Origin of the sequence: Mesorhizobium wenxiniae, from assembly GCF_002284535.1 — a bacterium.
Lineage (GTDB): Bacteria > Pseudomonadota > Alphaproteobacteria > Rhizobiales > Rhizobiaceae > Mesorhizobium > Mesorhizobium wenxiniae.
Genome location: NZ_NPKH01000001.1, coordinates 278,589 through 301,203 on the forward strand (window position 1 = coordinate 278,589; position 22,615 = coordinate 301,203).

The following is a 22,615-nucleotide window of genomic DNA, read 5'->3' on the forward strand; positions in this document are numbered from 1 at the left end:
TAAAGCGTGATCACGGGTTTCCCTACGGCTGGGTAGCGTTGGCCACCCGCCCTTGCCCGATCTCGGCAGGCACGGCTTTTCTCGATGCGGGCCGTCTCTTTGAGGATTTGGGCGTTTCATCCTCGTCCCCTCGAGTTCCGCCTCGCTCGGCCCCGTTTGCGCCAGCTTCTTAACCAGGTTGCGCATGAGGTGAGCGTTTCGGCCGCCATGTCGGCCCGTGTCGCTCTTGTGATGACGAGTGGGCAAGGCCGCGCTTTTCGTGCAACCTCCTCGTAGAGGCGCGAGAGGTAAAGTTCGAGCCGCCGAGAATTTTTGTCATCAGCACCGCGGCGCAACATTTCGGCTCGCTTCATCTGACGACGGTAGAAAGCAAAGTTCAAGGTAGGTCGTAGTCCACCTCCCTGCCGGCCGAGTCTTTACGGCGATATCGGCGACAGGGGCGAGCGTCTGCCTCTGAGGCAGACGCCGAACAGCAGGCCGAGCCTTACACTGATTTTGGTGACATTGAGTTCGCCGACACCCCTGAGATGGAGCCTATCACGGGCGAAGCGCCTTGTGGCAGAACTCGACAAGCGGCGCTACGTTCTGGACGCCGGCGTTGCTGACAGGACATCGAGGCGCCCGAAGGTTTCGATTGCCTGCATCAGCCGCGTTCCACCTGCCTCTCACCCTGGCAACCATTTTTCGTCAATCGATCGATCCCGGACGCCGTTGTTGGACTTCGCTGTGATCAAGATCCGCGGACCACTCTTGCTCCCTCGCGGGCGAACCGCGCTTTCCTTGCCGACCCCGCTCGCGGCTTCGGCGATCACCGCCACCTTGTCGATAAGCCGGCCACCGGCTCCCCGTCGCGCTGGTTCAACAAAATATCATTGTGAAAGTTCATGGTTTCTTCCTTTCCGATGGCGAGGCTCGGCTTCCGCGAGATAGTCGTGGACGACCTTCCCGAGCGCGAGCGTGAGATCGGCGACGAGGTGTACGGCCGAGACTACTTCCAGCACCGGCAGTTCGGCGACGGGGGCAAGCGCATGCGACCAGAGGTTCAGGGCTGCCGGGCCGGTCCAGGCGCCTCTCAGATCGATGTCCTCCAGGTGGTATTCCACGAGTTCGCAGATGCGCGGCGTGCCGTCGACATGCGGGATGATTTTGAGGAGGAAGTTCGGGTCGGCGAGCGAGGCCTTAACGCTCGCAAGGTCCGCGGCCCGGTGCTTGTAGCCCATCGTACCCGTCGCGACGCGGACCGGGCCGTAGTCCAGCGTGCCAACAAGCGTGTCCGTCTCTGTTCGGAGCGTTGGGCTGGCGAGCTTCTTGGGAAAGCCCCACAACTCGCGTCCGCCCGCTGTCGGCGGATGGTCGTCGAGAAACATGCAGTGGGTGTAGCTCCCCATGCGGCCGCAGAAGGAGACAGGGATGACCTGTCCGCTTTCCGTGTAGTCGCCGAAGCCCGTCGAGTCCGGCATGCGAATGAACTCGAATTTGACCAGAGGCTCGCACACCTGAAGCGGCTCCGGCACAAGGTCGCGCAGTTTTTGCGGATCGGTGCGATATGTGATGATCAGATACTCCCGGTTGCTGAAGCGATATGGGCCGGGTGGGTAGGCCGGGCTGGTCAGGGGCATGGCGAAAGCTCTCCCACGGACGGTATCTTGGTGCATGTTTGAAATTCCTTTGTGCTGGCTCAAGTGGGCTTAGATAGGTCTCGATGATGGCGGCGAGGCTCTCCGAGGTGCCTTCGTTAGCCTGGATGCATGGCGTGATCGCGCGTAGCCATTTTGCGCTGGGCAATTGCCTCGGGGCGCACTCATTGTATGGTCGCGGACGCGGTTCCATGGGTCCGGTTGTAGTCGAGAGGCAAGATTCGAGGTAAAGTGATTTTGTTCCTCATTTGAAGGCGCTGCTTCCCGTCTGCTCTCGTGGTAGGAGGAAGTGGAGTGGCGGCCAGCTCCGATTTCGCCTCATGGCGGGGTTTGCGGATCAACGCGCACGCGCCATGCCAAATGAGAATCGTTCGAGGCAAAGCGATAGATCTTGCTCAGCTACGTTACGCCTCCGACGTTGTCGGACATCGGATAGCGCCGAACAGGACCGCTTGCGGATTGGGAGGACGTGTCTTTTGCGCAAGAGGACCTCCGCCCCTCAGGCAAATAGCTCCGACCGGGGCGCTATGCTTCACCACCGTCGGCCCGGGAAGTAACGCTCTTTATGCCGAGGTGTTCTCCCACTGGACGCCGCGCATTCGCCATCATGTGAAAGAGTTCTACTGCTCGACGACCAGAAATTCTCGACCAGCCGGGGCCATGCGGCTAGGGCAAGGAGGCTCTGGGCCCAAAGGCAGGTTGACGTCGTGCGTACCCATTCGGCGCTGGTACGCCCGCAAGGTGAGCTGGACGCGCTCCGCCGGGGGAACGAGACATTTCAAGGGATCTTGCGATATCCGTCGTGTTAGCCTCGCCGTCTTTACCGGTGTGGTTCGAGGCGCTAGTCAGCGTGACGCGCCTTGCATAGTGCCCGATCACCCGAGAACGCCTGTGATCCATCGCGAGGAAATACAGCGGACCTCATTTGCTGGCAGAACGCCTATCCGACCCAAGTACCTTCTAATGGCGGCTGGCTATCCTGCGGCGCAGATTACTGCAGTCGCGCTCGAACGTGGGCAGGTAGCGTCGCTCGACGCCTGGCTGCAGAAGTGGAGGCAGCGAAGGGCATCCGATACATTGGTGCAGCATTACGTGCTGTCGGGGCTCAACGCCGCGCTGATTGAGCCCAATGCCGCCGACTTGCCAGCCGCGTGGTGATTTATGTCCACGAGGCAAGGATCCACACGCGGCGGTGGCGGCACGAGGACCAAGCCGCCCCGCACTTTCGACCCGGCGCCAAAGTGCCACTGCTCGAGGACGCCGGCCAGTCTAATGACAGGCGAGCCATCCAAGCTCTCACCTGTCCTAAAGCGGCTGGCTCAAGAGGGCGAAACCCGACAGCGGCAGAAGACATGTCAGGTCCACGACAATCGGCCGTGTTTGGGCTCGTGGAGAATTTTCAAAGCATTCCCCGCCGCTTACCGGAGCTGAGAGGGGTTGGCACGCCCATTGCTGCTTGATGGGCGGCAACACTGTGAGAGGACTGAATCGCATGCAAACGCGCAAGACGAGCGATGGCCTCCTGATCCGTGTGTTGCGATTCTGACAGAGAAACCAACTACGCATAAAAGCCACGAAAGGTGTGGGTAGCTTTGGATAAGAACATCATGGAACTGCGTATGGGGTCCCCGGCTCCTCCGATCAAAGTGGAGAACTGGCTGCGTGGCGAGCCCGTCACGAACTTTAAGCCCGGCAAGGTCTACCTCGTTGAATTTTGGGCGACTTGGTGCGGACCATGTGTGACGGCCATGCCGCATTTGGTTGAACTGCAGGAGAAACATGCAGACAGCGGATTTGAGATTATCGGAGTCGCAGCTGGCGAACGGGCTGCAACCGCGGACGAGGCACGTACTAAGGTGGATGCCTGGCTGACCGAGAAGTTCTCGAATCTGAATTATCGTATCGCGTTCGATTACACTGGCGAAATGAACGAGCTCTGGATGGATCCCAGCTCTTCGATCGGGATTCCCACCTCGTTCGTGGTCGACCGCGACGGCCACATCGCTTTTATCGGCCACCCGGCGGAACTCGATGACGTTTTGCCGAAAGTCCTTAACGGCAGCTGGCGCAGCAGCTATGAAGCGAAAGCCGCCGATGCAAAGCGAATCGCGCGTAACCAAAGTATAGCGCGCGAAAGGTCACTGACCCGGCCGATATACGCCAAACTTAGGCCGGCGATGCAGGACAAGGATTGGACAGCGGCACTATTGGCCATCGAAGAAGGCCTCGCCGTGATGCCAGACTCTTTTCATTTTTGGCAGATTCATGCGGATCTTCTGCTTCACAAGCTGCGCGACATCAAAACCGGCTTGCCGCTTATGCGCCAATTGGTCGAGGACGCGATCGACAAAAAGTTCGAAGCGGTGTCTTGGATGGTCATGGCGCTGAACCAACTCTTCGATCCCACGATCGACAACTCCCATCTTCCGCATGATGATCGCTTTGCGATGGGCAACGAGCTCTCAGAACAGATCCTGGAACTTAATCCTCCGCAAGGCGACGGGCCCCTTAAATTCCGTTGGTACATCCCGGTCGCTCAGTATTATTACGAGAGCGGCAACAAGGATCGCGCGATCGAGTTGATCGAGGTGGCAATCAAATCGCTGGACCACCCGGAGCCAATGCCGGACCATACCAAACAGTACTACCTCACCCCATTGCTCCAAGCACTGGCCAACTACACGGGTGAGCCTGCCTGTCACGCGGATCTTTGTGTGGCTCCGCAAAACAAGGCATCCGAAACTCAAAACGCAGTCACTTCCTGAGCAAAGATCGCGAAGGGGATGACAATTGGAACTGAACACTGCCCAATCCGCCCATCGAGGCTCGCTTCGCAGCAAGTATGTCGATGCAGCAAGGGCGGGCGGCTTGGGGCAGGTTGGATTTCAATTGCGTTGACCACCGGTCGGATCGCGGCGCAGACGATGTGCGCCGCGAATTCGCGCCGTAGGTCTCGCACTCGTGGACATGTCGAGGTCGGCCACGGGGCATTCTTGGGTGGGGTTGGCCCGCCCAAGCCATTCGTCGGCCACGCAAGTGGGCCCGGAGTGGGCATCGCAGGAAAGGGAAATCGTCTCGCGAAGACGAAGACTGAAATGAGGAACAACGAAATGCCTCATGCACCGGGTGGCCCTGCTGTCAACAAGGACGACGAGGCCCTTGCTTCCCCGTTTGTCAAATGCCTTCTGCGGCTGATCCGTACTCAGGATTCCTTCGGCTTATGGGAAGGCAATTCGGACGCCGAGCTGCTGGGCGAGTTCATCATCACCAAGCAACAGCAATGTGCGATACCCTTTGGCGGCGATCCCGATCCTGACGCGCTGTGGAGGCTCGACATGTTTTACACGGCCGTGGCGCTTGCGATCGAGGAGCGCTCGGGTGTGCTCACGTCGCCAATAATTGGAATGAAACCCCTGGGGGCTTCCGGCGGTTGGTCGTTCTATCGAGACGTCCACCGGTTCGGCTTCGAGACTTTCCGCAAACTGGCTGAGGCCGGTACGAAACTGGTCGACGATGCGACTGCAGCCATTGAAGCCTAGCCCGAGATGGCGCGCATCAAGAAAACCATTGTTCCAGGAAGGATCTATGTCAGACCTAGATAAGATGAGGAATAAAGTCCGAAAGCTCCAGTTGCGTGCAGCTATTGCCAAGATGGCATTGCAGGACCTTGTCGAGGGTCTGCCGGGCAAGTGGGCCGACATACAGGAAGTCGCCGAGAAAACCCACGCCGTTTATGCCGAGTTGGATGTTGCCAAGAGAGAACTCGCTTCAATGAAGAATTTAGGATGATGCGCACATTCACCACCCGTGACGGCTCCATTTGGATGCCGTCGTACCTGACCTTCATCGATAGCAAGACCTGCATCGGCTGCGGCCGTTGTTTCAAGGTCTGCTCGCGCGATGTCATGCATCTTCACGGTGTCAATGACGCGGGTGAAATCCTCGGCCCCTGCGATGACGAAGACGACGATTTCGACGGCGAGCTCAATCGCATGATCATGGTTGTCGATGATGCCGGCCGCTGCATCGGCTGCGGAGCCTGCGGCCGCGTCTGCCCCAAGAACTGCCAGACGCATGTTGCGGCCGACGAGCTCGCAACATGATCTGGCGAAAAAACCAGGGGAACGGCGTGCACTTCATATCTTTTGTCGGCTCGTGGGGCTGATCCTGTGCAGCAATGCGTCGATGGTTTACTTCGCTTTGGATTCGCTCCGTCTGGCAGTCGTCACGACGCTGGCCTGTTCGCTGCTGCTTCAGGCCTGCTATTTCGGCCGCCTACTCTTTCTGATCCGGCAGTCTAGCCGCGCTCGTGGAACTCGCCACAGGGGCCAGCATGCCGATAGTTCCAGGAAAGCTCGGGTATCAGTCGTCTGAACTCTGATCAGCTGCGGAATGAAATTTTCAGCTGTGTCCGAGCTAAGTCAATTACCCAGCATGTGCTGCTGCTTTGATGCGCGGATGACATTATCAGTGCTCAGGCCCACACCACTTTTGGTAACCCTCTGATCACTGCGCTGATCGATATAGGGGATCTGTATTTGGCAGTGGGACGCGACCACATTCGGTTTGTCCTTAGGCCGGGAGATGCGGGTGTTGGGTCGATTAGGCACATAAGAGTCATCGCAGCACGCCGGATGCGGTCTGCTTGTCGCAATGACAAACTCGGTGCTGCAATAACGATGAACGTCTTCTGCACCCGCTTCGAAAGACGGGTGGCTTTGATCACACACACCCTTGGGCTGACCGGTGCGTAGCCGGTTCAGGTACTTTTTTGCTGGAGAGAGCATGCTGGAAAAATTCGAACGTTATCCGCTCACCTTTGGGCCCACGCCGATCGAGAGGCTCGACCGCCTCGGCAAGCATCTGGGCGACAAGGTGGAAATCTACGCCAAACGCGAGGACTGCAACTCTGGTCTCGCGCTCGGCGGAAACAAGCTGCGCAAGCTCGAGTACATTGTGCCCGACGCGATCGCGTCAGATGCCGATACGCTCGTCACAATCGGTGGCGTCCAGTCCAACCATACGCGCATGGTCGCTGCGGTCGCCGCCAAGATCGGCATGAAATGCCTCCTGGTCCAGGAGAGCTGGGTCCCACATGAGGATGCCGTCTACGACCGGGTCGGCAATATCCTCTTGAGCCGCATCATGGGGGCAGAGGTGCGCCTGGTTGACGAGGGCTTTGACATCGGCATCCGCCGCAGCTGGGAAAAGGCACTTTATGAGGTCAAGGCAAGGGGCGGCAGGCCCTATGCGATACCGGCCGGCGCCTCTGTCCACAAATACGGCGGCCTGGGCTATGTGGGGTTCGCTGAGGAGGTGCGCGCCCAGGAAAAGCAGCTTGGGTTTGCCTTCGACTATATCGTCGTCTGTACGGTGACTGGTTCAACCCACGGCGGCATGCTCGTCGGGTTCGCCAAGGACGGTCGACAGCGCAACGTGATCGGTATCGATGCCTCCGCCATGCCCGCCAAGACTAAGGCGCAGGTGCTTGGCATCGCCCGAAATACAGCGAAGCTCGTCCACCTCGGAGCGGAAATTGTGGAGGCAGACGTGGTGTTGTTCAAGGACTACGCGTATCCGGGTTATGGCGTTCCATCGGAGGAAACCAAAGAGGCAATCCGTCTGTGCGCGCGGCTCGAGGGCATGATTACCGATCCCGTTTACGAGGGCAAATCGATGCAAGGGATGATCGACCTCGTCCAGAGGGGCTTCTTTCCAGAGGGATCGAGGGTCCTCTACGCACATCTAGGCGGCGCGCCGGCGATCAACGGGTACGGCTACACCTTTCGAAACGGCTGACATTCGGCAGACTGCGATTCCGCCGTCCTGCCGTACCGGACGTGCATAACACCGTTCAGCGCTGGGCCGGAAAGGCCGAGGTCAATTTCGCGGACGTCGATGATCTGTAGAACTGTTCATTCGGTCCGCAGAGGGCCGGCGAATCCAATCTCTTCCTATGCCGTTGGCCGTAATCGAAAGACACGAGGCCGGCGAGTTCGTGCTCAGCTGCCACTCTGTTAGCAAAGGAACGGAATCCAATCCCCCGGAGCAGATGGCGAGAGTTGAACGAAGACTGCGGAGCTCTTGCGCTTCCGGGTCTCCGAGGGGACGACTTTGCGAACCGAAGGGAGTTTGATGCGTTGACGTGGCCGGCGTGCGGCAGGTTGGGCCAGCGACAGGGCTCCCAGCCGGCCGGGAAGCACCGCCCTCTTCAATGTGCGTTGACTTCGCTTCCTTTGGCGAAATGTGGGTAACGGCGAGGGCCGCACACTTCCCGGACCCAAATGACCGCCGAGATTCCCGCCCTTTTGGTGCGTTCGCCGTGAGGCGCGACAATTCGGTGCCCGCGTGTAACTGCGCGCATTCGCCGAAGCTTAGACGTGGTGCATTCCCGCCCGCCCGCCCGGCGGACAGTTCCGGCCGTGCTGGTTTTGCCGGCCGTAACGCCCCCGGCTCGTCGGTAAGGCCTCACTGCCACACGCCTCTCCGGCAACGGCTCGGCGCATCGCGCAACCCGGTTGGAGCTCAGGCCAGGCCCTTCGCTAGTTCCAACGCCTGCCGTTCGAAGAGGCGGCGGTAAATGCCACCATCGAGATCGATCAGCGCGGCATGATCGCCGTCCTCCATGATGCGGCCACGATCGAAGACGAGCAGCCGATCGAGCGAGCGGACTGTCGACAGCCGGTGTGCGATGACGAGTGTCGTTCGACCCACCATCAACCGATCCACCGCTTGTTGAATGAGCACCTCGGATTCCGAATCGAGGCTCGATGTGGCCTCATCCAGGATAAGGATCGGCGCGTTCGCGAGGAAGGCGCGCGCGATCGCCACGCGCTGGCGCTCGCCGCCGGAGAGCTTCAAACCCCTTTCGCCGACCAATGTCCCATAGCCCTTCGGCAGGGGCGCGATGAAGTCGTGCGCACTGGCCAGCCGTGCCGCTTGCTCAATCTCGGCCTGGCTCGCGCCAGGCCGGCCATAGGCGATGTTCTCGGCAAGCGACCTGTGAAACAGGATAGGCTCCTGCTGCACGATCGCGATCTGCGAACGAAGGGACTCTTGGGTCACCTCGGAGACGTCCTGACCGTCTATCAGGATCCGGCCGCCGCTCAGGTCGTAGAGTCTCTGGATGAGCTTCACGAATGTTGTCTTGCCGGAACCGGAGGGCCCAACCAACCCAACCCTTTCGCCAGCCTCAATCGACAGCGAACATTCGCTATAGAGCGGCAGGGGATGGTTGGCGTAGCGGAAGTGGACGTTCTGGAAATCGATGCGGCCCGTCGTGATCCGGATCGGCTTGGCCTCTGGACGATCGGCAACATCCAGCTGCTGATTGTGGATGGCCACCAGTTCTTCCATATCATTAACTGAGCGTTGCACGTTGCGGACATGCATGCCGGCATCACGCAGATAGCCCTGGAGGACGATGAAGGACGTGAGTACATAGGCTATCTCGCCAGGCGTTGCCTGTCCATGCGACCACAGAAGCAGGGCATATCCGATCACCGCCACCCTGAGCGCAACCAAAGTGACGCCTTGGATTGAGCCAATGTTCGTCACGCGCACCCAACTCCTGCGCGTGCGGTGCCGCCATTTGGTCATGATATTTGCAAGGCGCGCGTCTTCGCGTACCTCGGCGCCGAAGCCTTTGACCACAGCGTTGCAACTGACCGCGTCCGCAAGCGCGCCGCCGAGCTTTGTGTCCGATTGGTTGGCAAGGCTCGCCGCCGGCGCGACATAGCTGAGCGACAGCGAAATCGAAAAGGCAAGATAGATCAGAGAGCCGCAAGCAAAGATCAGCCCCATGACCAGCCAGTGCCAGCCGAGCAGCGCCGTCGAACCTACCAAGATGATAAAGGACGGGAACAGCGCGACCAATATTGTGCTGTTTAGGGGGTCGAGCGCCCACATGCCGCGCGTTATCTTGCGCACTGTCGAGCCGGCGAAGCTGTTCGCATGCCAGTCTGTCGAAAAGCGCTGGACATGATAGAACGCTTCGTTCGCGACATCAGACATCATCTTCAGCAAAAGGTCGTTCAGGCCAATGAAGGCGATGTGGCGCATGGCAATGGCAGCGAGCGCAAGCGCAATCGGTACAGAGAAGGCTGCAAGGGCCGAATGCCAGGCTGGTGCTGCCACAGCAGCGCCACCTGCAACAGCATCGATGAGACGACCTGAATAGACCGGCATCAGCACGTCAGCCAGCGTGGAGGCAAGCATCGCAGCCATGATGATCGCGAGCCGCACCGGCTGCCGGCTCCAGTGGCGGACAGTGAAGGCGAGTACGTCGCGACCAGTGGCGCCGCGCCCATGGAAGGGGAAACGTTTCATAGTTTCCAAGCGGGCGCATCAACACGCTCGGTCCCAAAGAAGTTAAATGACAAAACTGGAATTTTCGACATCACCCACCACAACAAGATCGGTGGACAGCCCCTGCTGCCCCTCAACGGTCCTATCAAAAGTTGTGCCAACTACAAAAAAGGCTCAGATCTGCATCTTTGCTCAACGCGTTGAGAGTCCGGCCGGCCAAGCACAATTGTCACGGACTCGACAACCGGCGGTGGATGGAGGCAAATGCGGACATTGACGACAGGATCTAAAGGGGCTTCTCCGCAACGGCAATCTTGCATTCGGCGAAAGCAAGCGGCGTAAGTTCAATACGTCATACCTGACGCGACCAGATGTCGACATACTTGTCTCCATCGCGGAGTGGCAGTCCAAACTGTATGATCGCGACGGTTGCCGCCAAGATTGGCATGAGATGTCGTCTACTTCAGGAGAGCTGGGTCCGCATGAGGATGCAGACTACGACCGGGTCGGCGACATTTTCTCTTGAGCAAATCATGGGAGCAGAGGTACGGCCCGAAACAAACGTTTGTCTGTTTGGATCAGTGCCAGGTTGTTCCTGCGTTGCGGCCCACCTCGTCAACGCCTTCGCCTTCCCGGAATATCTCCTTCCCGAACCTCCTGACGGCAGCCTCGACAAAGCTGCTGACCGAATGCGTCTTGCCGGCGCGAGGACAAAATCGTCAGGCTCGTGATGCTGCAGGATGGGCCACATACATGTCCCCGACCTAGCTGTGTGACCGTCTTTAGCGCTGCGCCTCGAGTGAGTGAAGAAGGCATCCGAATCTCGCCTCGATCTTCCGCAAGACGGGAGAGACCTCCTGGAGGCCGCGCCTTCCGAAGGCATCTTTTTCAGACTCGCGCTGCGAGGAGGTGGCAAGAGCCGTTTCCGCGCCACAGTCCGTAAACTTGGGTTGCCGGCCGTCCCTAATTTCCGGTGCGGAGCCCGCCTATTGGCCCTAGCGGCAAGATGACGGCGACGTTATAAATCGGCCGCCGGCGGAAGGTTTGGTCGCGACTGGAATGCGGCGACGCCCAGCAATGACTGGCAGATCGTCCATTTCTTGGGTTTCGACAGTTCCTTCTACCACGCGCTACTCTACCCCGCTCTTTATGCCAAGGTGTTCTCCCACTGGACGCCGCGCATCCGCTATCACGTGAATGAGTTCTACCTGCTCGACGGCCAGAAGCTCTCAACCAGCCGCGGCCATGCGGTCTGGGGGAAGGAGGTTCTGAGCCCAAACACAGTCGACATCCTGCCTCTTCATTTGGGCCTGACACGCCCGGAAGGTGAGCGGACGAACTTCACGCGGGACGCGCTACGTCGCACCGAGAACGAGATATTCAAACGGATATGGCTGAATTGGCTTGATGAGCTGGACCAGGAAATCAAGCAGGACTTTGGTGGCCGTGTGCCCGACGCAGGCGACTGGGCTCCGGCCGACCGCGCCTTCTTTGCTTGAATAGAGATCCATCGCGCGGCGATGGAACGCGCCTATTCGGATGATGGCTTCTCGGTCAGGCGCGCGGCCGCGCAGGCATGCGATTTCGTGCGCGATTGCGTGATCTACCGTCAGGCGCCAGACTATGCAGCGGCGCGACGTCTTTTTCCCGCCCGCGGCCAAGCGGAAAGCTGTCGCTCGCCTGAAGGAAGGCTTAGGGATGAGCGAACGGCGGGCGTGTAAAGCCATCGGCTGTTGCCGCATGACGGTTCGCTACGAGACCAGCAGGCCGGACGACCGCGACGTTCGCGAGCGGATGAAGGCGATCGCGCAAGAGCGTCGCCGGTTCGGCTACCGGCGTCTTCTCGTGATGCTGAGGCGGGAGGGCCTGGTCGTGAACCACAAGAAGCTGTTCCGGCTCTATCGGGAGGAGAAGCTCGCCGTTCGCCGCCGTGGCGGCCGCAAGCGGGCGATCGGGACCAGGGCGCCGATGCTGGTGCCGCTGAGGCCCGACGAGCGCTGGTCGCTCGACTTCGTATCGGACCAGCTCACCGACGGGCGCCGCTTCCGCATCCTGGCCGTCGTCGACGACTGCACGAGAGAGTGGCTGGCACTCATCGTTGATACGTCTCTCTCGGGCATGCGGGTTGCCCGCGAATTGGACCGGCTCATCACCGAGCGGGGCCGGCCGAGGATGATCGTCAGCGACAATGGCAGCGAGTTCACCTCGAACGCCATCCTCGCCTGGGCGGATCAGAACCGCGTCGATGGCATTACATTGCGCCCGGCAAGCCGATGCAGAATGGCTTCATCGAGAGCTTCAACGGCCGACTGCGCGATGAACTGCTCAACGAGACGCTGTTCACCTCGCTGGCTCAGGCGCGCGTAGCCATCGCCCTGTGGCACGCCGACTACAACACCGCGCGGCCGCACTCCCAAATCGCCTGGCAGACCCCGGCCGAGTTCGCCAGCACCTTCAATCCGCGACGGTCGCTCGCGCTGCGCTATGCCAAAGGCTCCGCGCCAGCGCCCGTCGCTTCACCCGCCCAGCAGGGCACAACCCACGCCGCGATGCGTGTCCAAAACCCGACAGCGGCAGAAAACATGTCAGGTTCAAGACAACGCCGTGTTGGTGCCCGTACGTTTTTCTTAGCACAACCATACACTTAATGCGGGCTAGGCGTCGCTGGCACGGCCTTTGCTGATTGAGATGCGGCAACAGTGGGTGAGGGCGGACCGCATGCGAATGCGCCTAGTCGAGTGATGGTCTCCCTAACCGGTGTGTTGCTTTTTTGAGAGAAGAACCAGCACGCGCATACGGTGTCGATGATGCGGATGAAATCCTCGGCGCCTGCGATGGCGGTAACGACGACTTCGATGGTGAGCTCAATCGCATGATCATGGTCATCGACCATGCCGGCCGATGCATTGGTTGCGGAGCCTGCGGGCGCGTCTGCCCTAAGAACTGCCAGACCCATGTCGCGGCCGACCAGATCGGAGCATGAGCAGCATGTTTGACGAGACAGAACCAGGAGATCGGAGTTGCCCTTCATGATCTTTTGCCGGCTCAGTTCCGGTTCTTTGCGGCAACGCTAGCCCAACATACAGCGATGCTCGTCGATCTCGGGACGGAACTTGTGGAGGAAGACGTGGTATTGCTCGAGGACTACGCATACCCGCGTTATGGCGTTCCATCGGAGGAAACCAAGACGGCGGTCCGTCTGTGCGCGCGGCTCGAGGGCATGATTACCGATCCCGTTTACGAGGGCAAATCGATGCAAGGGATGATCGATCTCGTCCAAAGGGGCTTCTTTCCACAGGGATCGAGGGTCCTCTACGCACATCTCGGCGATCAACGGGTACGGCTACACCTTTCGCAACGGTTGACGTCGACAGATTGCAACATCCCTGCCGTGCCGACGAGCGAGGTGTACAATGACGCAAGCGCGACGGAAGGTTGAGAAGCCATTTAGTCTCTCAGTTAGAGAAAAGGAGTGCATTAGCTGGGTGGCGAGAGGAAAATCTTCGTGGGAGATAGGAAAAATCCTAAATATATCATATAATACTGTCAATTTCCATATAAAAAATGGGATGCGGAAACTGGATTGTGGCAGCAGAACGGTCGCTGCTATAAAGGCAATCAACATGGGAATCATAGAATTGTAAGGAGATCTCTTACTTCGATAAAAGGCAGACTCACAATCAGAGTTTAACGCTGGCAAGAACTGTGCATTCTTTACGGCGCCAGACCTTGAGTTGCACCCTCGGTGCGTGGCTGCACTAGTCGGACAAGATCGGGAGTGACTGCTAGCCCGTTTTTCTCACCGCATCTGGCGCTAGGCGGTGTTTTGGCCTGGCCAGGAGCCGGTATCGTGCTCCGATCCCGAAGACGATGCGCAATCGCCGCGTGTGTGCGGCGATTTGAGCTTGTGCAATGTACCTCTTTTGTTGGCGGGAAGGGTTCGGGTCCTGCGGCGCCATCTGGCCGCGGCGCGTATTCGGGCGTGTGCCAGGGCGAATTCGTCGGCATAGGGACACGCCGAAGCCATCGCGACCTTGATGCGCCGTACCGAGACGCGGACCCGCGCACCGATTTTCAGTAGCTTCAACTCGATCGTGCCGCAGGTGGGCTCGGCGAGCCGGGTGTGGGCGAGGCCGAGGCGGCGCAAGGCGCAAATGAGAACGTAGACAAACGAGGCAAACCAAAGCCGCAACGATTGGCGCGCAGGTATGGGCGCTGGTGCGATCGGGTAGACGGATAGCGCCCGTGCCGCCCAGCGCTCTGGCTTGAGGACGACACGATAAAGCGCGGATTGGCACCCAGCGTCGTGCACTCGGCCTGAGCCACAGCCCTTCTTTCGTCAACCACAGGAAAGTCGCCAAAGACGCGTGCGACCTGTGACCTGCCACGGGTAATTTCCTCCATCTGAGATTAGAGTCCGGCCTCGATTGAAGGACGGACTGATGAAGAGAAGGCGGTTTACAGAAGCAGATCATCACGGTTCTGCGTGAGCATGAGGCGGGAGCAAAGGCGGGCGACCTGGCGCGCAAGCATGGGATCTCCGAGGCGACGCTGTATAACTGGAAGGCGAAGTATGGCTGATGGACGTCTCCGATGCCAAACGGCTGAAAGCCTTGGAAGACGAGAACGCGAAGCTGAAGAAACTGCTCGCCGACCAGATGCTCGAAGCGTCGGCACTGCGCGAGCTTCTTTCAAAAAAATGGTAGGGCCCGCCGCCAAGCGCGAAGCCGTCGCGCATCTGCAGGCCGTCATGGGCGTGTCGGAGCGTCGGGCCTGTTCCTTCGTCGGTGCCGATCGCAAGATCGTCCGCTATCGGTCCCGGCGTCCGCCGGAGACGGAGCTGCGCAAGGTTACGCGACCTCGCCAACGAGCGCCGCCGCTTCGGCTATCGACGCCTGTTCATTCTGCTCCAGCGCGAGGGCGAGCCATCAGGGGTCAATCGCATCTACCGGCTCTACCGCGAGGAGGGCCCGACGGTGCGCAAGCGCCGGGCACGGCGACGAGCGGTCGGCACGCGGGCGCCGATCCTGGTTGAGGCGAAGCCGAACGCGCGCTGGTCGCTGGACTTCGTCCATGATCAGTTCGCCTGCGGGCGGCGGTTCCGGGTGCTGAACATCGTCGACGACGTGACGCGCGAATGCCTTGCCGCGATCCCGGACACGTCGATCTCCGGCCGGCGCGTTGCTCGGGAACTGACTGACCTGATCGCCTGGCGCGGCAAGCCGGACATGATCGTTTCCGACCACGGCACAGAGTTCACCTCGAACGCCATCCTCACCTGGTCGAAGGATCATCGCGTCGAATGGCACTACATCGCGCCGGGCAAGCCGATGCAAAATGGCTACGTCGAATCCTTCAACGGCCGAATGCGCGACGAGCTGTTGAACGAGAGCCTGTTCTTCGGCCTCGACCACGCCCGCAGTGCCATTGCCGAATGGAGGCAGGACTTCAACACCGCGAGGCCGCATTCCTCGCTCGGCTACCACACCCCGGCGGCCTTCGCCGGAACCCTAGCCGCAACCGGCTCCCACGCTGCGCTCAATGAAGGCTTCGCGTCTCCGCCGGTTGCTCAAACCGCGCGATACGGCGTAACAGAAACGGTCGAGGCTCTAATCGTCACTGGATGAAAGTTCAGTGGCAGGTCACCTGACCACTTGCCTTGGACCCCGGCAGGCTTCCGCCAGGCGGGGGCGATCTTCGTTACAAGCCGCTCGTTGCGGGCGACCCCGAAGACATAGTCGACGCGGTTTTGCTCGCACCAGGCCATCAGCGCCTCGCGGGCAAGCCGGGATCGGCGCAGGATGGCGCGGACCTCGGGGCCACGACTTGCGGATTTGCCTCACGATCCGCGCAACCTCCTCGACGCTCCCTTGCTGGCGTGAATGTTGGAACGCCTGAGCTTTGCCGCCAGCAGATGCCGGCCGCAGAAGACGTAGAGCGGCAGGTGGCACTAGCCCTTGTAGCACGTTCTGGGCTGGGGACGCCGCACCCTTCGGCACCCCCTCGTCTGGTAGCTTTCTGCCGAGATGGTTCTGACCGATATCGCTGCGGACTGGACCGAGTGCGTGCCGGTCGCCAGGTTCACGTTGACTCTCTAGTTGGGTTTCAGCCTCGGCCTTGGCTGGACGATCCAACATCTCTCCAATGTGTTTGTGACGATCCTACCATTCTAGGTAGGCGCACTGGTCGAGCTTGCCGTCTATAACCCTACGAAGCCATTTTGATTCCAATTTCGATGCTATGGCGCCATCATTTGGTCGAGGAAAGACTATGCTTGAAGAGAATACCTCAAACTCCTTACTTGCCTTCGAAACCCTCGAATCGAACGTGCGAGCGTATTCTCGAACGTTTCCTGTTGTGTTCAGGAAAGCTGCGGGAGCCATTCTCGAGGACGAGAATGGCTCAGAGTTTATCGATTTTCTCTCCGGCGCGGGCGTCCTCAACTACGGTCACAATGATTCGGATTTTCTAAATGACGCAAAGAAATACCTGGAGTCAGGCGGAATTATTCATGGGTTAGACATGGCTACTTCTGCAAAAAGAGAGTTTATGGAGTATTTTGACGCCACAATATTACGTCCACGTGACATGACATACAAATTTCAGTTTCCCGGTCCTACCGGGGCCAATGCCGTGGAAGCGGCGTTAAAGCTCGCACGGAAGGCCACGGGTCGGCAAACTGTAATTTCATTCACCAACGGCTTTCATGGAGTGAGCTTGGGCGCGCTTGCGGTAACGGGTAATCGAACCCACCGGGGTGCGGCAGGATTAACGCTAGTCGGTGCAGTGTTCATGCCTTATGACGGCTATTGGGGAGCCGATCAGGACACTTCGGAATATCTGGGCAAGGTGCTTGCTGATGCAAGCAGTGGTGTCGATCTTCCTGCTGCCATCATTCTGGAAACAGTTCAAGGCGAGGGAGGCATAAATCCTGCGAGCAAGATTTGGCTGCAGTCGCTCGAGCTACTTTGCCGAAGGAACGGCGTCCTTCTGATTGTTGATGACATTCAGGCAGGTTGCGGACGAACAGGTAGTTTCTTCAGTTTCGAATTTGCCGATTTATCGCCAGATATAATTGTTTTGTCAAAGTCTCTCAGCGGCTGTGGACTGCCGCTATCCCTTTTGCTGCTCAAACCTGAAATAGACGTTTGGCAGCCCGGCGAACACAATGGAACATTCAGAGGCAACAATCTCGCGCTTGTGACTGGGGCTTCTGCGTTACGAAAATATTGGACGGATGAAAAGCTGTCTCACGGCGTTACGGAAACAGGGCGAATTCTCAACCAGCGCCTTCAGCAGATTGCTCAAAGTAGCGGCGATCCTAGCCTTTCCGTGCGCGGAAGGGGCATGATGCTCGGGCTCGATTGCAATACAGGCAAACTGGCCGAGAAAATCGTGCACAGGGCCTTTGAAGGTGGGCTGGTGGTAGAGCGATGCGGCGCGGAGGACCAGGTTGTCAAGCTTCTTCCCCCTTTGACGATCGATGGGGAGACGCTTCAACGCGGTCTCGACATATTGGACAGTTCTGTGCACGCAAGCGTCTAATCGGTCGAGGCTGTATGCATAGACAGTGGGGTGATTTTCTTTATCCGCCGCAGCGGAATCGAAGATGGACAGGATCACGCTCCGGGGTCGACCGTCCGCCCCGTTGAGCCCTTCCCAATGTTGTGCCGTGCCGATCAAGCATCTCTGACCTAACAGCTTTGCAGATTGCCGACAACGTGATTGGTGGAACATGAATGCGACGATTCTGAAATTCGGGGGCTCTTCTTTTCTGCATCCCAAGGACTACGGGCGAATTGCTGGGCATCTGGCCGACCGACTGGCGGCTGGCGAACACAAAATCGTTGCCGTGGTCAGCGCGATGTCAGGCACCACTTGCAACTTGAAAGCGGTCATGCTCGACGTCAACAAGCAAGCATCGCCATCAAATCTCGATGGGGCACTTGCGACCGGAGAGATGCTCAGTGCCTCCCTTTTGGAGGCTGCCATCAGCCGGCTGGGTATTCCAGCCATATCTTTGAACGGATATTCCCTTGGAATACGTACGAATTCGGATTTCGGTCGCGCGTCTATCAAAAGCGTGGACCCCACGCCAATCCTGGCAGCACTGCAGGAGCATCACGTCGTTGTTGCCGCGGGTGCCCAGGCAATTGATCAGTCCGGTCGGTTAACGTTTCTCGGCAGAAACAGCTCTGACCTGTCAGCTATCGCAATTGCGTCCATGTTGGGAGAGCACACTTGCGAAATCTACTCGGATGTTCCAGGCGTCTATACGGCAGACCCTTACTTGGTCGCAGGAGCACAACTGATTCCGGAGATTTCTTATCGCGCGATGCTACAGATGTCGCGACATGGTGCGAAGGTACTGCACCACAGGGCGGTGCATTACGCCGAAACGCACAACGTCACCATTGTTTGCAAATCGCTGACCAGCGACGGCGTCATCACCGGTACGATCGTGACTGGCCATGGGAACGCCCGCTCTGTGACCGTAGCTCGCGAGATCCCGGTGTTTTCGTGTGCCACCCTTGAAGAATGCGACAACCTTTGCGCGCTTCTTGCTCGACACGACATCAACGCGATCCGCGTGGAGGACGGCCACGGGGTAGTGATATGCATTGTAAGCGATATCGATTTTGCCCTTCGACTTGTCGCACTGTCGGACACTGTCCCGGTGTTCATTGGTTCAAAAAACGTGGTGACGGAACTCGATTCTTCCGTGTTGCGCGTCCACGTGGTCGGCGATTATGACCGGGCCATTGCCTTGGCACGCCAAATCCACGAACGAATGTATCCTGCAGCCGTTGGCGCACCCTCTCGGTGAGAATGGCTGGGCAGCCCTCCAGCCTATATCTGCTGCTCATTCGCACAACAATACGCCGGGAAATCCACGGTAATCCATTTGGGTCTGGATGCCTCCTCATGTTTCCATCGTTCACGCTGATGCTGGTTGCTGGTGGCGCAGCCGTTTTGCGCCGCTTTAGCCGTGATGCGGGCGCAGTTCGCCTTCATGCCAAATAGTATCGAACCTGCTAGCCGGTCAGTGCGGGCGCCCACGCCGACCGCCGCTACCATTGTGATGAAAATGTGGAGGCGCGACCCCACGATCCGGATATCGACTGGTCTGGACCTATTGAGTCACTCAAGCTGAGCATGCAATGTGCCACGCCGCGAGCTATGAGCTTTCGTCAGCAGCAGCTGCAGACTAGTAGTGATGGAAAGACGGAATTACATCTGCCGGTGATCAACCCGGCGACAGAGAAGGTATTTGGCTCGCTGGCCGGAGCTTTCGGCGTCGGCCTGGTCGAAGCGACGAAGCCTCGCTTCGGCAGAGCGAACCCGCCGGGCTTGATTGATAGCGGCGACCGTGCCGACGCCGGCCAATTCCCGACGGACCGGTCGACGAGACGGACGAGAGCGTTGCAGCTCAGAGTCTCGGACGACCGTGGCGCAGCGGATGCAGAGGCATAAAGGGCGCCGAAGCGATTGGCCAGGAATTCCGGCAACTTAATCTGCTCCTGGCAGATCAGTCCCTGCTGCGGCAGCCGGCCGTTAGCCAGCAGGTCGAGCACAGTGCAGATGCCAGCCGCCGTGGTCGCCTGGATGCGCTCGTCGGCTTGCCGTTGATCACCTGATAGTAAATTTTGTTGAAGTAGGTTTCCTGGATCAGGCGGCCCTGCTTGTGTCCGCTGACAATGACAACAGTTCACGCCCTCGCTCAGACGAAGATCGTGAAGCAGCGCCTTCATTCGGGCGGCGTGACCTGGATAGCGGATACTGCGATAATTCAGCGTCCCCACTCGGGCCTGCAGGGCATCGCATAGCGTGCCCAAACCACCGGAAGTATTGAAAGCCTCATACCGCGCGCCGTCGACAGAGAACTCCTCGTACTCCTCAAGCGCTGGGACTTCCACACGTTGGCCATTGGCGATCGCCTCGCAAGGCTCGCAATCGGTTGATCACCCCATCGGTGCTCCAGGTCAGATTGTAATGCAGCGCGTTAGCTGGATACTCTGGCAGAGCGCCCGTGCGCAGCCGCACCGCGTCGACACGGTCGAATCCGGCAGTAAGATGATGCGCTACGATCGAGATAAAGCCGGAGCGAGGGCGCATTGTGGGACCGGCGGCCAGCATTTTGCTCTGGCGCGTACTCCCGACATCCTCGGTCAGATCAAGGTAATGCACCCCGGCGGCAACTGCAGCACGGGCAATGCCGACAGTTAGACGTAGCGGCACCGCGCGAGCACGGCGAATTTACCCGCAGTACACTGCACAACTGTTCCGGATCGTCGGCGTCCAGCGTTGCCGTACGCAAACGGGGATGCGCGGGAAGCCTCGCTAGCGAGGCCGCCGTCGCATCTGCTGGCTAATGACCTCTCCTTCAGCGGGCACGCATCGCCAACTCGGATTGCACGAGGTCGAAACGGATGGTCGCGCCGACTTGCCCGCCGATTCCATCTGCACTGTTCCGGATCGTTTCGACGAGGTTTTCGAGAACAGCATAGGGTGTGCAACTCTGCCGGCCTCGATGAAATTTTCCCAGCAGCAGCAAGGCGCAGTGCTTGTCGGGTCGGGCGCAGAAAACCAAGGAGCCACTGTCCTCGATTTCCTGCACAAGGAACGCGTCGTCGGAGGCTATGCCCGAAAGCTGCTTGTAAACCCGACGCAGCCTTGGTCGAATTGCGACGTAGTCCTCCGAGGATTCAATAATGCCGGCAAGGGATAGATACGGCAATCTTGCCGAGCTCTGCAGCCATACTTCACTTCCGTCGGCTTTGAGAAACATTTTCAATCTCCCCGTTATTTAGAAGTCACCAGATCGTGCGGCAAAGACGGTCCTTTGCCGTGACCCGCAGCATCCTCACCCGTTCGCTCTCGCAGCTGAGATCGCGCAGAAATGTCCGCGTTAAGGAGGGCCCCAATGGTTCTTCCACTCAGGCATTTTGTTCACAAAAGATATGCCCCTTCGGATTTGAATAGGCAAGAAGAGATCTACTAAGTTGCAATAAGTTATTGTTACCTTCGTAATTCTAGCGCATTGTTTTCGTAAAAAATAATAGTCAACAATTTACGGCTGCTAGCTAGCTGTGAGCTTTCGGGAGGTTGTCCATTCGGACCGGACCGAGGAGACTGGAGTTACCAGGCTTCAGCACTCACCGGAGGGTCCGAATGAACATCCATAAGAATGCCCGTCTCACGCCGCTGCGTCGAGAGGAGATGGCGCTGTCGGTGATAGAAGGCGCTTTCTCCAAAGCCCATGCGGCGCGCGTCTACGGCGTGTCGGCCAAGATCGTGGCGCGCTGGGTCGAGCGCTACAAGTCCGAAGGGCGGCCCGGCATGATCGACCGTTCCTCGCGGCCCGCCCATATGCCACAGGCCACCGCTGCGTTGATCGCCGAGCGCATCATGGCGCTGCGGCGGCAACGTTGGACCGGCAAGCACATCGCCCATGAGGTCGGCGTCTCGCCCGCCACCGTCAGCCGCGTTCTCAAGCGTGCTGGACTGTCGCGACTGAGAGATATCGAACCGGCCGAGCCGATCCGACGCTACGAGCGCGAGCATCCCGGCGAGATGATCCATGTCGACATCAAGAAGCTCGGTCGTTTCGAGCGCATCGGTCATCGCATTACCGGCAAGCGCACCGGCAATGCCAGCTCGCGCGGCAGCAGTTGGGAGTTCGTCCATGTCTGCATCGACGACGCCTCCCGCATCGCCTTCTCGCAGATCCTGCCCGACGAGAAAAAAGAAAGCGCCATCGCCTTCCTCAAGGCGGCGGTGGCCTACTACGCCAGCCTCGGCGTCAGGATAGCCCGCGTCATGACCGACAACGGCTCCTGCTACAGATCGAAGGCCTTCGCCAAGGCCTGCCGCGATCTCGGCCTCAAGCACGTCAGGACAAGACCCTACACGCCCAAGACCAATGGCAAGGCCGAGCGCTTCATCCAGACGGCGCTGCGCGAAATGGGCCTATGCCATCGCCTATCCGACATCAGATCACCGCGCCGCCGAACTGCCTGTCTGGTTGCACAGATACAATTGGCACCGTCCCCACGGGAGCCTAAAGTCCAAAACACCTATCAGTCGCCTGGCTCTAACCGAGGACAACCTGTTGAGGCTCCACAGCTAGCGGTCTGCCTTTGGGCTGGGAGCGCTTCGGAGAGAGCGGATTGGATGGAGCAATCCTCGTGGTGCTCGAAGACCGCCCAAAGCCACTGCTTCTCACCGGCCGGGAGTGGTAACGATTTCATCGAGATGCATTTGGTGCCACAGCAGGCGGCGGAGGAATTGGTTGGCGAAGTGCCGGCTAAACTTCTCGCCCCAGGCGCTGATCGTTGACGCGTGGCGCTGCTGTTGTCCTAGACCATACGCAAACTGAGCGGAAACGCGGAATTGAAGCCGCACCGCACGAGCCATGATCCTGACAAGGAAGAGGTTACAGCGACCGGGCGGATCCAATGCGGGGCGATGACACCTGCTGTCGGGTTCTGTCGAGTATCCGACACTGCGCCGTTACGCCTGGCTTCCTGCTGAACTCTAATAAGGCATTACAAAGTAAGCAGAATAATCTTTCTAGGCGCTTTTGCGGACAGTTGGCACGAGTTTTGAAACTCTGTCTTCGTAGGCCGGCAGGAGCTGCCGACCGGAGCGGAAAGGGCAGCCAACGCTTG

At 59.1% G+C, this 22,615-nt stretch carries 12 protein-coding genes and 11 pseudogenes; 17 read left to right on the forward strand and 6 right to left on the reverse strand.

From position 1 onward, the window contains the following. Window positions 1-869: 869 nt before the first annotated feature. Window positions 870-1,655 carry an acetoacetate decarboxylase gene (locus tag CIT31_RS01300; protein ID WP_029356505.1) on the reverse strand — a complete coding sequence of 262 codons (786 nt, stop codon included), beginning with the start codon at window positions 1,653-1,655 and terminating at the stop codon, window positions 870-872. A 945-nt stretch (window positions 1,656-2,600) separates the two neighbouring features. Between CIT31_RS01300 and CIT31_RS01305 the strand changes: the two genes are divergently transcribed. From CIT31_RS01305 to CIT31_RS01335, 7 genes are all read left to right on the forward strand, one after another. Continuing rightward, window positions 2,601-2,795: a hypothetical protein gene (locus tag CIT31_RS01305; protein WP_029356503.1), complete on the forward strand. Its 195-nt coding sequence runs from the start codon at window positions 2,601-2,603 to the stop codon at window positions 2,793-2,795. A 449-nt stretch (window positions 2,796-3,244) separates the two neighbouring features. Beyond that, window positions 3,245-4,402: a TlpA disulfide reductase family protein gene (locus CIT31_RS01310; RefSeq protein ID WP_095517142.1), complete on the forward strand. Its 1,158-nt coding sequence runs from the start codon at window positions 3,245-3,247 to the stop codon at window positions 4,400-4,402. Between the two features lie 330 nt (window positions 4,403-4,732). After that, window positions 4,733-5,176 carry a DUF269 domain-containing protein gene (locus CIT31_RS01315; RefSeq protein ID WP_236378823.1) on the forward strand — a complete coding sequence of 148 codons (444 nt, stop codon included), beginning with the start codon at window positions 4,733-4,735 and terminating at the stop codon, window positions 5,174-5,176. 46 nt (window positions 5,177-5,222) lie between these two features. After that, complete coding sequence (locus tag CIT31_RS01320) at window positions 5,223-5,426, forward strand: CCE_0567 family metalloprotein (protein WP_095517143.1); 204 nt, start codon at window positions 5,223-5,225, stop codon at window positions 5,424-5,426. Further along, a complete protein-coding gene (gene fdxB, locus CIT31_RS01325) occupies window positions 5,423-5,740 on the forward strand; it encodes a ferredoxin III, nif-specific (protein WP_189521685.1) in 318 nt (105 codons plus the stop codon). The genes CIT31_RS01320 and fdxB overlap by 4 nt, the downstream gene beginning before the upstream one ends. 82 nt (window positions 5,741-5,822) lie before the next feature. After that, window positions 5,823-6,011, forward strand: a complete 189-nt coding sequence (locus tag CIT31_RS34820; protein ID WP_236378845.1) for an exopolysaccharide production repressor protein — start codon at window positions 5,823-5,825, stop codon at window positions 6,009-6,011. Window positions 6,012-6,422: 411 nt separating this feature from the next. After that, window positions 6,423-7,436, forward strand: coding sequence for a 1-aminocyclopropane-1-carboxylate deaminase (locus CIT31_RS01335; protein WP_095517145.1), 1,014 nt, complete (start codon window positions 6,423-6,425; stop codon window positions 7,434-7,436). Window positions 7,437-8,162: 726 nt separating this feature from the next. Here CIT31_RS01335 and CIT31_RS01340 read toward each other — a convergent pair. After that, window positions 8,163-9,965 (reverse strand): ABC transporter ATP-binding protein, encoded by a 1,803-nt coding sequence (locus tag CIT31_RS01340; protein WP_095517146.1) that lies wholly within the window; start codon window positions 9,963-9,965, stop codon window positions 8,163-8,165. A gap of 283 nt (window positions 9,966-10,248) precedes the next feature. On the opposite strand from CIT31_RS01340, the pseudogene CIT31_RS35985 reads away from it, so the two are divergent. The 6 pseudogenes from CIT31_RS35985 to CIT31_RS01370 form a co-directional block, all read left to right on the forward strand. Continuing rightward, window positions 10,249-10,495: pseudogene (locus tag CIT31_RS35985) on the forward strand (1-aminocyclopropane-1-carboxylate deaminase); the annotation flags it as partial. Between the two features lie 516 nt (window positions 10,496-11,011). After that, window positions 11,012-11,443 (forward strand): annotated as a pseudogene (locus CIT31_RS34830) (class I tRNA ligase family protein); the annotation flags it as partial. A 151-nt stretch (window positions 11,444-11,594) separates the two neighbouring features. Then, a pseudogene (locus CIT31_RS01355) lies at window positions 11,595-12,481 on the forward strand (IS3 family transposase); the annotation flags it as partial. A 257-nt stretch (window positions 12,482-12,738) separates the two neighbouring features. Further along, window positions 12,739-12,927, forward strand: a pseudogene (locus CIT31_RS01360) (4Fe-4S binding protein); the annotation flags it as partial. A gap of 90 nt (window positions 12,928-13,017) precedes the next feature. Further along, window positions 13,018-13,309 (forward strand): annotated as a pseudogene (locus CIT31_RS01365) (pyridoxal-phosphate dependent enzyme); the annotation flags it as partial. Window positions 13,310-13,381: 72 nt separating this feature from the next. Then, window positions 13,382-13,588 (forward strand): annotated as a pseudogene (locus CIT31_RS01370) (helix-turn-helix transcriptional regulator); the annotation flags it as partial. Window positions 13,589-13,902: 314 nt separating this feature from the next. Here CIT31_RS01370 and CIT31_RS01375 read toward each other — a convergent pair. Beyond that, window positions 13,903-14,348 (reverse strand): annotated as a pseudogene (locus CIT31_RS01375) (transposase); the annotation flags it as partial. A gap of 38 nt (window positions 14,349-14,386) precedes the next feature. On the opposite strand from CIT31_RS01375, the pseudogene CIT31_RS01380 reads away from it, so the two are divergent. Then, window positions 14,387-15,571: pseudogene (locus CIT31_RS01380) on the forward strand (IS3 family transposase). Between the two features lie 56 nt (window positions 15,572-15,627). Here the strand turns inward: CIT31_RS01380 and CIT31_RS01385 are convergent. Then, window positions 15,628-15,894: pseudogene (locus CIT31_RS01385) on the reverse strand (transposase); the annotation flags it as partial. A gap of 320 nt (window positions 15,895-16,214) precedes the next feature. On the opposite strand from CIT31_RS01385, the gene ectB reads away from it, so the two are divergent. Further along, a complete protein-coding gene (gene ectB, locus CIT31_RS01390; RefSeq protein ID WP_095517148.1) occupies window positions 16,215-17,489 on the forward strand; it encodes a diaminobutyrate--2-oxoglutarate transaminase in 1,275 nt (424 codons plus the stop codon). 190 nt (window positions 17,490-17,679) lie between these two features. Continuing rightward, window positions 17,680-18,771 carry an amino acid kinase family protein gene (locus CIT31_RS01395; RefSeq protein WP_095517149.1) on the forward strand — a complete coding sequence of 364 codons (1,092 nt, stop codon included), beginning with the start codon at window positions 17,680-17,682 and terminating at the stop codon, window positions 18,769-18,771. Between the two features lie 637 nt (window positions 18,772-19,408). On the opposite strand, the pseudogene CIT31_RS34835 reads toward CIT31_RS01395, so the two are convergent. Beyond that, window positions 19,409-20,310 (reverse strand): annotated as a pseudogene (locus CIT31_RS34835) (saccharopine dehydrogenase family protein); the annotation flags it as partial. An 18-nt stretch (window positions 20,311-20,328) separates the two neighbouring features. After that, complete coding sequence (locus CIT31_RS01410; protein ID WP_095517152.1) at window positions 20,329-20,733, reverse strand: hypothetical protein; 405 nt, start codon at window positions 20,731-20,733, stop codon at window positions 20,329-20,331. Window positions 20,734-21,116: 383 nt separating this feature from the next. On the opposite strand from CIT31_RS01410, the pseudogene CIT31_RS01415 reads away from it, so the two are divergent. After that, window positions 21,117-22,074 (forward strand): annotated as a pseudogene (locus CIT31_RS01415) (IS481 family transposase). The last annotated feature ends 541 nt before the right edge of the window (window positions 22,075-22,615 follow it).